Here is a 13,579-nt window from a genome sequence, read left to right on the forward strand (position 1 = left end):
TAGTCCATGCGCCAAAGCATCGAAGTCGTCATCCCGGTCCATGATCCAGCGCGGCCGATAACGCGTGCAATAGCGTCCGTCACTGGGCAGCGCTCCGCGCTGGCCAGCCGCGGCGTCGACTTGAACGTGACGGTCGTGCTCCACAACCTTCCGGCGGACGGCCTGACTCAGCCCGGATTTCCTTCCGGTGTCGCCGGTGTCACCTATCTCGCCCACACCGACGGCGTGGCGTCACCGGCCGGCCCCCGCAACTACGCCCTGGCCCGCAGCAGTGCGACCTACATGAGCTTCCTCGACTCGGACGACTATCTGGAACCCGGGTCGCTGCTGTCGTGGTGGCAAGTGGCCGAGAAGCGTGCCGCCGCTGCAGTGATCGCACCGTTACGGACCCCGTCGGGCAACATTCTTCAGTCCCCACGAATTCGACCGTCAAAGCCCAGGATCCTTCACCCCCTCCGGGACGGGCTGGCGTACCGCAGCGTGCCCTACGGCCTGCTACGCCGAGAGAGCCTGCTCGCACTGGGGTTCGGCTACACCGAGGGTATCCTTACCGGCGAAGACATTGAGCCGACGCTGCGGCTGTGGTTCCGTTCCGGTGCCATTTGCTATCCGTACGGCGCGCCCGCGTACCGCCAGACGGATGATTCGGGTCCGGCCCGCGTGACCAGCTCAATCCGGCCGCTAAGACAGGAGTTCGCGTGGCTGGAACACCTGCTTGATACGGACTGGCTGCAGGGGGCATCGACGCCGGAAAGGCGCGCCATCGCGCACAAGATCCTGAGGGTGCACGGCATCGGGGCCCTGCTCAGGCGCGCTGACGCCCCAGACTCCCCCGGCCGGCCCCCGCTGTGGGATCCCGACGAAAGACTCTACTGGCGCGCCGTGGCCGACAGGGTCCTGGCGTTTGCCGGCGGTTCCATTCCAAGTATCGGCCGTCGTGACCTCGCCCTCATCAAGGCCGCGGGCGCGGCCGGTGAGCTTCGGCAGTTGCGCGCGCTGGCGGCAGATTACCGGAGCTCCGGACGCAGGGGGGCATTGCTTACACCACGACTGCAGGACTCCCTGTCCCGCGATTCAACGCTCCGCCACTACTTCAGCGAGAGACTGCGTGCCGCGACCGGCGTTTTCACAGCACCGGTCTCCGCACTCTGATAACGGAACCCGCGCCACCATCGGGGCCGTTGCTGGAGGATCACCGGCGCAAGGTCACCAGTCTCGCTTGCTAGACTCGAGTCGATAATTCGGACGAGCAGGAGCATTAATGAACTGGTGGCAGGCGTTTCCCGCTATCGCCGTGGCCGCACTCTTGATGTTTCTCCCCGGGTTGATGCTCGCGAGGGCGCTGGGCGCCAAGGGCTTTGCCTCCGCGGCAATGTCCCCCTTGGCCTCCTGCGGACTCATAGGGCTCGCGGGTGTGGTGGGAGGACTGCTCCGGCTGGACTGGGGGCTCCTAAGCTATCTGCTCGTGACAGCAATCTGCACGGGCCTGGCATTCCTGTTACGGAGATCCTTAAAAGGACGGGTTGCCGCAGTCGCTCCAGCCTCGGTGGCGCCCTCCGTCCAATGGGCGGCAATCCTGGGCGGCATGGTGGCGGGCTCCACCCTTATTCTCAACCGTCTGCTCCCTGCCATCGGCAAGCCCGGAAACTTCGCGCAGGTGTACGACAATATCTTTCACCTCAATGCGATCCGGTACATCCTCGAAACCGGCCATGCCTCGTCCCTGACGTTGGGACGGATGCTCAGCCCGGATTCCGGGATTGCCATCTACCCGTCCGTATGGCACTCGCTGGCTGCCCTCGTGGCCCAGTTGACCAACAACGACGTCTTCGTCAGCGAGAACGCCGTGGTCGTAGCGGTGAGCGCGCTCCTGTGGCCCTTCGCCTGCATCATGCTGGTCCGCGGCATCGTCGGTCCCCGCGTCCTGCCGCTTGTGGTTGCCGGTGCCCTCAGTGGCGGCTTCTGGATGTTCCCTTTCCAATTGCTCCAGTGGGGCCCGCTCTATCCCAATACCCTTGCCTACAGCTTGCTGCCTCTGGCGCTGCTCATCCTTGTGGGGCTGTTCCGAGCCGGGCGCGAAAGATTCCTGGACGACGTCAGCCTCTGGTCCTTCCTGGCAATCGCGGTTGCGGCGTTGTTCCTTTCGCAGCCCAACGGTGTCACGGCACTCCTGGCGTTCTCCGTCCCGCTCATTGCCGCCGCGTGGTTCTCCCAGATGCGTGCCCGCATCCGCTCCACAGCCGGCAATAGGTCAATCGGGCTGACAGTCCTTTGGGGTCTGGCGGCGGCTACCGCTTTCCTTATCGTCTGGCAGGCATTGCTCCTGAACTTCGACAGCTGGCAACCCAGCCGGACCCTGGAGCAGGCCGTGGGCGACGTCGCTACGGGCACACTCCTCGGCGGCGGCGACACAATGGTCGCATCGGTGGCGGCCCTGGTCGGCATCATCACCATCATCTGGCGGCGGAGAGGCGGCTGGATTATTGCCTGCGCACTCATTGCCGCTGCCCTCTACGTCGTCGCCGTCGTCATGTATCAGGGCCGCTTCCGGCATTTCACGATCGGCAGCTGGTACCAGGATCCGTACCGGCTCGCGGCCTTGGTGCCGTTGTTCATGATTGTCCTTGCCAGCGTGGGTGCTGACGGCCTGGTGTCCGCGGTCAGGGGATGGCTCCGGCGCATCGGCGCGAAACGTGGCGCCGGCCGACGGCTTGGCCTCCCTGAGTTCAGGGGATCCGGGAGCCTGTACGCCGTCGCAGCAGCTGCGATTCTTGCGCTCGTACTCTCCACCCTGGTGGATCGCGTCCATAGCCCCGGGCTGACCGCAGTGTCGACCAAGATCAGCAACTCATATTCCTTTGCCCCGGGCTGGGCTGTATCCAGTGATGAATTCGCCCTGATGTCCCGACTCGATTCGACTGTCCCGAAGGATGCAGTTATCGGCGTCAACCCGTTCAACGGCGGGCCGCTGGCCTTCGCCATATCTGGTCGCCGCGTCACCCAGTACCACCTTTCGCCGGGGCCCGACGCCGATCTTCGCAAGATTGCGATGGACCTAACGACGTCGCAAAGGGGAGCTGAAACCTGCCAGCTCGCGGAGAAAGAGCACGTGCGCTACATCCTCGACTTCGGCCGCTTCTACATCCTCAACTTCGTGGAGGCTCAGGCATATCCCGCGTTCGACAACGTGCTGGCGACCCCGGGGGCAAAGGTTGAACTCGTGGACCATCAGGGCGCGGCCAAATTGTTCAAGGTCAACGCCTGCTAACCATGCTGCGCCCGGTACCGACGGGTGCGCGGGGTCACAGCCGCCGTGGCGGGGGGCGGCTATCGCATAAGCTGGGAGTATGCGTATTCTCAGCGTCGTCGGCGCAAGACCACAGTTTGTAAAGCTCGCGCCGATCGCGTCAGCTATCACCGGCCGGGCGGAGCACCTGATTGCCCACACCGGCCAGCACTATGACGAACTCATGAGCGATGTTTTCTTCCGTGACCTGGGTATTCCAGCGCCCGATTTCAACCTCGGCGTGGGGTCCGGCAAGCACGGCGCACAGACGGGGGCCATGCTCGGAGGCCTCGAGGAGATCCTGGAAGAGGCCAAACCAGACTGCGTCCTGGTATACGGCGACACGAATTCCACCTTGGCCGCTGCCATAGCCGCGGTCAAGATGCATATTCCCCTGGCTCACCTCGAGGCGGGGCTGCGTTCATTTAACCGTCGCATGCCCGAAGAACACAACCGCGTCCTGACCGACCACGCCGCGGACCTGCTGTTGGCCCCCACGCACGTGGCCGTTGACCACTTGGCCAACGAGGGCCTCGCCGCCAAGACCGTCCTCGTCGGCGACGTCATGACCGACGTCCTTTACCAGGTCCGTGCCCTGCTGGAGAGCCGGAAGGAGCCACTCCCCCTGGACGTGGCCCCGCAGGGATACTACGTCAGCACGATCCACCGGCCTGACAACACGGACTCACCGTCCCGTCTCCGGTCAATCCTGGCGTCCCTGGCCTCCCTGGACCGTCCTGTCCTCCTGCTCGCCCATCCTCGCCTGGTCAGTCTGGCAGAACGTCACGGACTGACGCTGGAGCAGGGAAGCATCCGGGTATGCCCGCCGCTGGCCTACCCGCAACTGGTCAACGCCGTCCTCAACAGTGCAGGCGTTGTCACCGACTCGGGAGGCCTCCAGAAGGAAGCCTTCCTGCTGCGGGTGCCGTGCACGACGATCCGTCCCGAGACAGAGTGGGTTGAGACCCTCGAATCACAGTGGAACGTTCTCGTGAGCGAGGACCTCTCCATCCTGGCCGACACGGTGAAGCGGCCCGCCCCCGAGCCCACGGACGCGGCCCCGTACGGCGACGGGCACGCCGCCGAGAAGATCGTGGACGCGCTGCTGAACTTCAACGCGGTGTCCGGCAGAAAGTAGCAAGCGCCGGCACCTTGCCGGGGCGGGAACGGGCGAAACAAAGTCCGTTGCCGCCCCTGCTGCTTTAAAGCAACGCGGACGCCGCCATGAACCGCAGCGGCGCTTCTGGATGCAGCTGCGCCGCCGGGGTCGACGCGATCAGGGTATGCGGCCGCCCGAACCTGCGGCGCGATGCTGCCGCTGCCAACATCTCGGCCAACGGGCCAGGGCTAAGAATGTTGCGGAGCAGCCGGGCGTCCGCCAGGGACAAAGGCCGATCCGCCCCCGGCGCCGCGGCCAGCAGCGTACCGGCCACGCGCGCGAGTTCCTCGCGCTCCGCATCCGTCCAGCCGCCTTGGTCCGCGCGGGGGAGAATTACGCCAAATACGTGCACCCGGAGCACCTTGGTGACCAGGGCCTGGCGCTGGGCCAGGGGAAGCGCCACGAACCAGGGGTCGGCAACCAATTCCAGGGCAAAGGCGAACAACTCGCCTATCTCCCGTCGCTGACCGGTGACCCGGTCCTCCGCGTCGGCGCCAACTACGTATTTGCCGGCCCCCCGGGCGTAGTCGATCCGGCCGCCGCCGAACCATAGTTTGGCAGAGAATATCTGGTCCTCCCCCGTCCGCAGATCCGCGCTGAATTCAAGGCCGAGCCGTTGAATTTCACTGCGTCGCAGGAGGCCCAGTGGGGCGGTGCGGTAGCTCAGGCGGTCCTTGACCGGATCCAGATCGAACCGCCTGCCGACCCGGACCGGTGGAGTCCGCACCAGCGCCCCGCCGGCATGTCGCTGCGGGGCGATGACCATCGCGGAGGAGTGGCTGCGAGCGAGCTCCAGCCACTGGCGAAGAGCGCCAGGCTCAAGATAGTCATCGCTGCCAAGAATGCAAACGAATTCGGCCGTGGCCTGCTGCAGCGCATAGTTGAACGGCCCGGCCGGGCTGGGAATCCCGTCCCGGAGTTCCAGGAACCTGGTGGCAGCAGCCAGCTCGGGTGGAACGTTCCTGGAAATCTCGTCCCTGGCGATGTTGTGGCACACGACCGTGGCCCGGACTCCTTCCGGGGCGTTCAACTCCAGGCCGGCCGCCGCAATCGAGGCGAGCGCCCTTGCCACGGGCCGGGTGCTGCTGTGCACTGCGATGACCACGTCCACCGCCGGGGCTGCACCGGTTGCACCGTTATTCACCTCGGCTCCGTCCTGTGTGTCCTGCGGTGGCGAACGCCCGGCCGTAGACGTCCTCGAAGAGCCGGCCGACAGTGGTTCGGCTGAATCTGGCCCGGATGGGCTCAGCGATGGTGGAGGGCTCCACCTCCGCAAAGGTCCGGCGGGCCTCCACGATCGCGGCCGCCAGGGACTCCGGCGAAGCGTTGTTCACCAGGACGCCGTTCGCTGGTGTCACGTAGTCGGTGAATCCCCCTACTCGTGGAACGACGACGGGCCGGCCGGCGGAGAGGGCCTCGGCCGCCGACGTGAAGAAGTTCTCATGCGCAGTCGGGAGGAAGAATAGATGGGCCTGTTCGAAGAAGGCGAAGACTTCGGCCGGTGCTACCGCGCCGACCAGTGTGACGTTCCCGCAGAGCTTCAATTGATCTATCAGTTCTTCGGCCTCCCTCCGGAGGGGTCCTTCCCCCACCCAGCTGAGGTGCACGTCGTGGCCCGATTCCTTCAGCGCTGCCACGGTCCGGATGGCCAGCAGCGGGCGCTTTCCCGGAACCAACCCGCCAACAGCGGCCAGGCGCAGCCCTTCCCCGGCGGGCAGCGGCTGCAGCGGGCGCTCGTTGGCAACGACGCAGGGAACCAGCACGGCAGCCTGTGGCCGTGCGAACGCCTGCAGTTTCTCCACGAGTTCCGCAGTCACTCCGGTCACGGCGTGGGGAAGACGCAGGACCCATCGCAACCAGGCAAAACGTGGCCACATCCCGGCGACATTCCGCGGGTTCGTGACACCGCTCCAGTGCTCCGAGTGAACCCAGGGGATCCGTCGCAGGACCGCTGGCAGGGCCGCTACGAGTGCCGAGGAAAAGGCCATCGTGTGCAGCACATCCGCCGTCGAGCTTTCCCGCAGCAGCATGCGGAGCACAGACAGTGCCGTCCACGGCCGGCGGGGGTCGAGGGAGACCCGCCGCACAGGCAGGCCGGCATATGATTCTGCGCCCGCGGGCAGCCTGCTGCCCAGCCGCACATGCAGCACCCGGACGTCGTGCCGGAGTTGGATCGCCTTCGCGTGCTCCAGGTTGAAGGGGGCCTGGGCCGGCGAGCCCGCGCTGGGGAACCAGGTGGTAACCACAAGAATCTTCATCGGCGGGTCCTCGCCACCGTGGCAATGACGGCCGCCGCGGCCTGCCCTGCCGCCGCGAGGGAAGCGTGGTCCGCCACCCACTGCGAGCGGTGTCCACGGCCGGAGTCGTCGGTTTCGAGCGCGGCGATCATTGCCGCCGCCACTGCATGGGGGTCGTGGTCGACGGCTTCGCCGAGTCCGTTTCCAGCCACCACTGCTGCCCCCTCGCCGGCCCCGGCAAAAATCACCGGAGTCCCGCAGCCTGCGGCCGCATAGATTTTGGTCGGCTTGGCGAAGTCATAGCCCTGGCCTGGTTTGATGCTGACGAGTGCTGCTGCGGCTCCCCGAAGCCAGTCCGCTGCCTGCCGGGGCGGAACGACTCCGCCGAACACCACGCTTCCAGGAGCGACCTCGGCCGCCAGCGCCCGGAGGGCCTGCTCATCCGTGCCCTGCCCGAAAAAGCGGATCTCGGCGTCGGGATATTTCCCCTGCACGATCGGCAGGGCGCGGACAAAAACGTCGGCTCCCTGCCATTCTGAAATGGTTCCGGTGTAGGCGAAATAAGGCCGGTCACTGGCCGCGGCCTCGCCCTTGGGGTTGAAGACCGAGGTGTCGACCCCGTTGGCCACCACACGGAGCCGCTCCGCCGGCACGCCGAACTTCTCGACTTGCTCGGCGACGGCGTCAGAAATGGCGATGACGCAGGCGGCACGTCGCAGCACGAAACCTTCGACACGCCGCATTATGCCGATGACGACGCCGGGCACGTCGGTTGCGGACAGCGCTTCACTCCACACGTCCGCAGCGTAGTACACGAACGGACGGCGGCGGAGCCAGCTGCTGAGGGCCACCACCAGTCCGGTGGTGGGTGGCGGTTCGGAGACAACTACATCCGCACCCTGAACCAGCAGGCGGAAGAAGGCCGGTATGTCGAAGCTCAGGTACTGGAGATAGCCGCGGACATTGCCGCCCCGGTCCCGTAATACGGGCCAACGGCTGATTCCGAACGGGACACTGCCGGCCGAGGCCCCGCCGGGGGCGCGGGTGGTCACGACGTGGACTTCCGCCCCCGCCGCCACCAGCCCGTCTACCAGGGCCTGGAGACGAAAGGCAGCGGCCCCCACTTCGGGCGTGAAAAGCCGGGTGGCGACCGCGACCCTCAAACGGGGACGGCCCGTCATGAGGCGTCGACTTTGACCATCTGCCCGCTGCGCGCGGACTCCAGCACGGCCTCGGCAACGCACAGCGTGTCCAGGCCTTCGCGCATGGTCACGACGTCATTGCGCAGCCCCAGGACGGCGTCGCGGAAGGCCTCGTGTTCCGTGCGCAGCGGTTCGGGTTTGGCGATTGCAAGCCGGGTCATGTTGCCCTCGGAAACACCCCGGAAGGCGGCCATTGAGTCCCACTCCGTGGCTACGGTGCCGTTTTCGAAGAACGTCAGGTCCGCCGTGACCGTGTCGGCCACGAAAGCGCCCTTTTCGCCGGTGACGATTACCAGGCGCTCTTTCATGGGGGAGAGCCAGTTCACCAGGTGATTGGTGATGACGCCGCATTCCAACTGCCCTGTCGCCGCCACCATGTCTTCATGCGGGCGGCCGCTGCGTGTGGTGACATGGGCGAAGATCGACTCGAAGCGGCTCTGGGCGAGCCAGGCGGTCAGGTCGATATCGTGCGTGCCCAGGTCCTTCACAACCCCGACGTCGGCGATGCGCGACGGGAAGGGACCCTGCCGGCGTGTGGCAATCTGGTAAACCTCACCGAGCTCGCCAGCTTCAATCCTCTTCCGCAGCGACTGCAGCGCAGGATTAAACCGCTCGATGTGGCCCACAGCCCCAACGAGATTTTTGGCATCGAAAGCATCCACGAGGCGTTGGCCCGCCGCGGCACTTTCGGCAATCGGCTTCTCCACGAGAGTGTGGACGCCGGCCTCGGCCAGAGCCAGACCAACTTCCTCATGCATCCCCGTGGGGACGGCGGCGACCGCCATGTCCAGGCCCTGGGCAATAAGCTCCTCCACCGAGGACAGCACCGTCAGGCCCCCGGCCACGCCGTGCGGATCGCCATAGGCGTCCGCCACAGCCACCAGATCGACGCCGGGCAACTCGCGAAGAACCCGGGCATGGTGCCGGCCCATCATTCCCAGCCCGATCAGGCCGACGCGCAGATTCGCCATCTCAGGCACCGGCCTTTGCCACGGCGTTGACAGCAGCGACGATCCGCTCGAGGTCGTCCTGGCTCAGGGACGGGTGAACCGGCAGGGAGAGCACTTCCTTGGCGGCCGTCTCCGTGTTGGGCAGGTCTTCCGTCCGGTTGAAGGACGGAAGCCGGTGGTTCGGGACCGGGTAGTACACGCCGGTTCCGATGTTGTACTCATCCCGCAGCGCCTTGGCCAGCCCGTCGCGGTCCTCGGGAACCCGGATGGTGTACTGGTGGTAGACGTGGCCCGCCCCGGCCTTGACTGCCGGGGTTCCGACGTTTTCCAGGTTGGCGTCGAGGAATGCCGCGTTCTGCTGCCGCTGCGCGGTCCAGCCGAGCACCTTGGTGAGCTGGACGCGGCCGATGGCGGCGTGGAGGTCAGTCATGCGGGCGTTGAAGCCGACGAGCTCGTTCTCGTATTGCTTCTCCATACCCTGGTTGCGCAACAGCCGAAGTTTGTGCTCGACGGCGGCGTCCGACGTCGTGACCATGCCGCCCTCACCGGAGGTCATGTTCTTGGTCGGGTACAGGCTGAACATGGCGAAGGTGCCGAAGCTGCCCACCTTCTTGCCGTTAAAACTGGCTCCATGGGCCTGGGCTGCGTCCTCATAGAGATCGATGCCCCGCCCCGCGGCAAGCCGGCCGAGGCCCTCGACGTCGAAGGGGTGGCCGTACAGGTGGACCGGCATGATGCCCTTGGTCTTCTCCGTAATCAGCGAAGCGACGTGGTCTGTATCCAGGGTGTAGTGGTCCAGCTCGATGTCAGCGAAGACCGGAGTCGCGCCGGTCAGTGCCACCGCGTTGCCGGTGGCGGCAAAGGTGAAGGACGGCACAATCACTTCGTCGCCAGGCCCAACGCCGGCGGCGAGGAGACCGAGGTGGAGGCCGGAGGTGCCGGAGTTCACGGCAACGGCCGCGCGCCCGTCCACGAGCACCGAAGAGAATTCGGTTTCAAACTCCGCTACCTGCTTGCCTTGGGCCAACATTCCGGAGGCGAGTACGGCATCTACGGCCGCCCGCTCTTCATCGCCGATGATCGGCTTTGCTGCGGGGATAAAGTCCAGGCTCATGCGTTGTCCTCTGCCTCTTTCAGGAAATTTTCTTCTTCAACATATTTGGCGCCCGTCTCGGGGCACACCCAGAACCCGTCCACCTCACGCAGCGGGAAGCCGGCCTTCCCGACCCAACCGAGCCGTTTGGCCGGTACTCCGGCCATCAAGGCGAAGGCGGGCACATCCTTCGTGACGACAGCGCCTGCGGCGATGGTCGCCCAGCGTCCGATCGTCACCGGCGCCACGCAGACGGCTCGAGCGCCGATGGACGCACCATCTTCGATGGTGACGCCCACCGGGGTCCAGTCGTGCGCGCTCTTCAACGATCCATCTGGGCTGACGGAGCGGGGGTAGGTGTCGTTCGTGAGGACCACTGCGGGTCCGATGAAGACGCCCTTCCCCAGCTTGGCGGGCTCGTAGACCAGCGCGTAGTTCTGGATCTTGGTGTTGTCGCCGATGTGGACACCGGTGCCCACGTAGGCGCCGCGGCCGACAATGCAGTTTTCACCCAAGGTGGCGTCCTCGCGCACCTGGGCCAGGTGCCATATCTTGGTGCCGGCGCCCAGCACGGCGCGGTCCGAAACATCAGCGCTCGGGGCAATGTTATTCATCGTGGATCTCCTGTGAAAGGGAAGAAGTGATCGGCGAATCTACCGGGGTCATGCCTTGCCGATGACGCGGTACTGGACGCCGTCCCACGCCTCGGGGCTGCTCACCCGGCGGCCGTCGATGAACACCCGGACACCCGGGAGGTCCTGCGGCCCCAGCGTGCGGTACCCGGCGTGGTCCGCCTGGACTACGGCCGCGTCTGCGGACTCCCCCAGGTGGTAGGGCTGGAAGCCCAGCTTCTGAAGTTCCTCGTCGGTGTACAGCGGGTCATGGACGAGGGCAGCGGCGCCGCGCAGTTCGAGTGCCTTGACGGCGTCGAAGACACCGGAAAATGCCGTCTCCTTGACGCCGCCGCGGTACGCAGCGCCGAGTACCACCACGCGGGCACCTGCCAGGTCGCCATAAGCTCCCTCGAGCAGCCCGATGGTGTAGGACGGCATGTCGGCGTTGGCCGCGCGGGCTGCGCGCACCACCGTGGCTTCCGGATCGTTCCAGAGGTACAACCGCGGATACACCGGGATGCAATGTCCTCCGACAGCGATTCCCGGCGTGTGGATGTGGCTGTAGGGCTGGGAGTTGGCGGCCTCGATGACCTGGTAGATGTCGATGCCTGCCGTGGCGGCATAGCGGGCAAACTGATTCGCGAGTCCAATGTTCACATCGCGGTAGGTGGTTTCCGCCAGTTTCGCCATCTCCGACGCCTCGGCGGAGCCCAGGTCCCAGACGCCATTCGGACGGGCCAGATCAGTCCGCTCGTCGAAGTCGAGCACGGCCTGATAAAACTCGACCGCTTTGGCTGCCCCTTCTTCGGAAAGTCCGCCTACCAGCTTGGGGTACTTGCGCAGGTCCTCGAACACCCGGCCGGTGAGCACGCGCTCCGGCGAGAACACGAGGTGGAAGTCCTGCCCCTCGACCAGGCCCGAGGCCGATTCCAGTGCCGGTTTCCACCGGGTCCGGGTGGTGCCGACCGGGAGGGTGGTTTCGTAGGAGACCAGGGTGCCAGGGGTCAGGTGCTTTGCCAGTTCGGCGGTGGCCGCGTCCATCCACCCGAAATCAGGATTCGCGTCCGCGTCGACAAACAGCGGCACAACGAGAACTACAGCGTCCGCTTCGGGGACCGCATCCGCGTAATCGGTCGTCGCCCGGAGCTTTCCTGCCGGCACCAGCTCGGAAAGTTGTTCCTGCAACCGGGCTTCGCCAGGAAATGGTTCCATTCCGGCGTTGACGAGGTCGACAACCTGCCGGTTCACGTCGACGCCGACGACCTCATGACCCTTGGATGCAAACTGGACGGCCAAGGGCAGGCCGATCTTACCCAACGCAATTACAGCAATCTTCACGATTCTCGTGCCTTTTCTCTCATGCCTGATGGCAGGGCCGAAGGACCTGCCTCCACACTAGCGGCTGCCGCGCGGCAGCGGAGTCTGCCGACTAGCTGCGGAGCCTGCTTACCGCTTCGCTGATCGGCCCATCGAACAATACATTTCCGTGCTCAAGCAGGACACCGCGGGCACAGATCCGGGAAACCAGGTCCAAGTCGTGGCTGACGACGACGAGCGTCTTGCCCTTTTCTGCCAGTTCCTGAATCTTGGCAATGCACTTGCGCTGGAAAGGTTCATCTCCGACGGCGAGAATCTCATCGATCAGGAAGACCTCGGGGTCGGTGTGAACTGCCACGGAGAAAGCCAGGCGCAGGTACATGCCAGATGAATAGAACTTGACCTCCGTGTCGATGAATTCCCCAATTTCGGAGAATTCCACGATCGCGTCGAACCGCTCGTTAATCTGCTTTTCAGTCATCCCCAAGATCGCACCATTGAGGTAGACGTTGTCGCGCCCTGACAGGTCAGGATGGAATCCCGCTCCGACCTCAATCAGGCCAGCCACGCGGCCGCGTGTGTATACACTGCCGGAATCCGGAAGCATGACACCGGAGATGTGCTTCAACAGGGTCGATTTTCCGGATCCATTGAGGCCGAGCAGCGCCACGGTCTCCCCCGTTTCCACCATCAGGGAGACGTCCTTCAGGGCGTGGAACTTCTTGGAAAGGTCACCTTTGCGGCCTTTCACCAGCCAGACGACCGCTTCCTTGATGGAACGGGTGTGGCGGAGCACGAACTCCTTGCTGATACTGGAAACTTCGATCGCGTTTGCCATTTACAGCTCCTGAGCGAAGCGGCCCTCGAGCCGCCGGAAAGTTAACTGTCCCAGTGCCAGGACCACGAGTGAAATGACGAGGCCGACCGGCAGCCACAGGCTGAAGAGATCCGGCGGCATCGCGGCAGAACCGTCAGTGGTGGGGTACCAGAACGCATAGTGGAACAACTCGACGCCCACCGTGATTGGGTTTGCCTGGTAGATGGCAAAGAGACCCGGCCCCAGCTTTGACTGCACCATCGTCCAGGAGTACATGACGGGCGATGCCCAGGTGGCCACCATCAGGAGCATGTCAACGAGGTTCTCCGAATCGCGGAAATACACGTTGGCGGCCCCAAATAATAGCCCGAGCCCGGTGGCCAGGAAGCCCACTATGGCGAATCCGCCCAACGCCGCCAAGAGCTGGAAAGCGTCCGGATGCCACCCGGCAAAGACGCACCCGATCACGAGGACAACGAGTTGGGGGAAGAAATGCACGGCCGACACCCAGACCGACGCCACCGGAAACAGCTCCCGGGGAAGATAGATCTTCTTGATCAGGTTGCCGTTGTTCACGATCGATCGTGCGGCGTTCCCGAGAGCTTCGGAGAAGAAGTTGATCAGCACGATTCCGGAAAAGAGATACACGGCATAGTTCGCGAGGCCGTCCGGATTGCGTGCGCTGCGTTCCAGGCCAAGAAAGACGCCCAAGGCCACGTAGAACACGAGAAACTGCACACCGGGCTTCACATAGGACCAGAGGATACCCAGAACGGAGCCGCGGTAGCGGACCTTCAGTTCCTTGCGGACCAGCAGTTTCAGCAGAAAACTGGACTGGCGAAGATCCCGAAATCCACCACCGAGACCCGGGCGGGTCAATTCCCCGGAAATCGTGGTTGTCACT

At 64.9% G+C, this 13,579-nt stretch carries 12 protein-coding genes; 3 read left to right on the top strand and 9 right to left on the bottom strand.

Translation table 11 applies throughout. The features are described from left to right. The first annotated feature begins 6 nt into the window (after positions 1-6). The 3 genes from AC1DRO_RS12705 (at position 7) to wecB (ending at position 4,424) form a co-directional block, all read left to right on the top strand. Positions 7-1,152: a glycosyltransferase gene (locus AC1DRO_RS12705; protein WP_476951065.1), complete on the top strand. Its 1,146-nt coding sequence runs from the start codon at positions 7-9 to the stop codon at positions 1,150-1,152. Between the two features lie 109 nt (positions 1,153-1,261). Beyond that, complete coding sequence (locus AC1DRO_RS12710) at positions 1,262-3,268, top strand: DUF6541 family protein (RefSeq protein ID WP_476951066.1); 2,007 nt, start codon at positions 1,262-1,264, stop codon at positions 3,266-3,268. A 79-nt stretch (positions 3,269-3,347) separates the two neighbouring features. After that, positions 3,348-4,424 carry a non-hydrolyzing UDP-N-acetylglucosamine 2-epimerase gene (gene wecB / locus AC1DRO_RS12715; protein WP_476951067.1) on the top strand — a complete coding sequence of 359 codons (1,077 nt, stop codon included), beginning with the start codon at positions 3,348-3,350 and terminating at the stop codon, positions 4,422-4,424. Between the two features lie 64 nt (positions 4,425-4,488). On the opposite strand, the gene AC1DRO_RS12720 is transcribed toward wecB, so the two are convergent. From AC1DRO_RS12720 to AC1DRO_RS12760, 9 genes are all read right to left on the bottom strand, one after another. Continuing rightward, the gene (locus AC1DRO_RS12720; RefSeq protein WP_476951068.1) at positions 4,489-5,589 is read right to left on the bottom strand and encodes a glycosyltransferase family protein; all 1,101 of its coding nucleotides are present in this window, start codon (positions 5,587-5,589) and stop codon (positions 4,489-4,491) included. Continuing rightward, positions 5,582-6,703, bottom strand: a complete 1,122-nt coding sequence (locus tag AC1DRO_RS12725; RefSeq protein WP_476951069.1) for a glycosyltransferase family 4 protein — start codon at positions 6,701-6,703, stop codon at positions 5,582-5,584. The genes AC1DRO_RS12720 and AC1DRO_RS12725 overlap by 8 nt, the downstream gene beginning before the upstream one ends. Then, the gene (locus AC1DRO_RS12730) at positions 6,700-7,863 is read right to left on the bottom strand and encodes a glycosyltransferase family 4 protein (protein WP_476951070.1); all 1,164 of its coding nucleotides are present in this window, start codon (positions 7,861-7,863) and stop codon (positions 6,700-6,702) included. The genes AC1DRO_RS12725 and AC1DRO_RS12730 overlap by 4 nt, the downstream gene beginning before the upstream one ends. Next, a complete protein-coding gene (locus AC1DRO_RS12735; RefSeq protein WP_476951071.1) occupies positions 7,860-8,855 on the bottom strand; it encodes a Gfo/Idh/MocA family oxidoreductase in 996 nt (331 codons plus the stop codon). Before AC1DRO_RS12735 ends, AC1DRO_RS12730 begins: the two co-directional genes overlap by 4 nt. A 1-nt stretch (position 8,856) precedes the next feature. Further along, positions 8,857-9,948 (bottom strand): DegT/DnrJ/EryC1/StrS family aminotransferase, encoded by a 1,092-nt coding sequence (locus tag AC1DRO_RS12740; RefSeq protein WP_476951072.1) that lies wholly within the window; start codon positions 9,946-9,948, stop codon positions 8,857-8,859. Beyond that, on the bottom strand, positions 9,945-10,541 hold the full coding sequence (locus AC1DRO_RS12745; protein WP_476951073.1) for an acyltransferase: 597 nt from the start codon (positions 10,539-10,541) through the stop codon (positions 9,945-9,947). The genes AC1DRO_RS12740 and AC1DRO_RS12745 overlap by 4 nt, the downstream gene beginning before the upstream one ends. Before the next feature lie 48 nt (positions 10,542-10,589). Next, the gene (locus tag AC1DRO_RS12750; RefSeq protein WP_476951074.1) at positions 10,590-11,879 is read right to left on the bottom strand and encodes a nucleotide sugar dehydrogenase; all 1,290 of its coding nucleotides are present in this window, start codon (positions 11,877-11,879) and stop codon (positions 10,590-10,592) included. A gap of 91 nt (positions 11,880-11,970) precedes the next feature. After that, positions 11,971-12,696 (bottom strand): ABC transporter ATP-binding protein, encoded by a 726-nt coding sequence (locus AC1DRO_RS12755; RefSeq protein ID WP_476951075.1) that lies wholly within the window; start codon positions 12,694-12,696, stop codon positions 11,971-11,973. Beyond that, the gene (locus AC1DRO_RS12760) at positions 12,697-13,578 is read right to left on the bottom strand and encodes an ABC transporter permease (RefSeq protein ID WP_476951076.1); all 882 of its coding nucleotides are present in this window, start codon (positions 13,576-13,578) and stop codon (positions 12,697-12,699) included. Position 13,579: the final 1 nt, after the last annotated feature.

It is taken from the genome of Arthrobacter sp. P4_F11, from assembly GCF_056401395.1.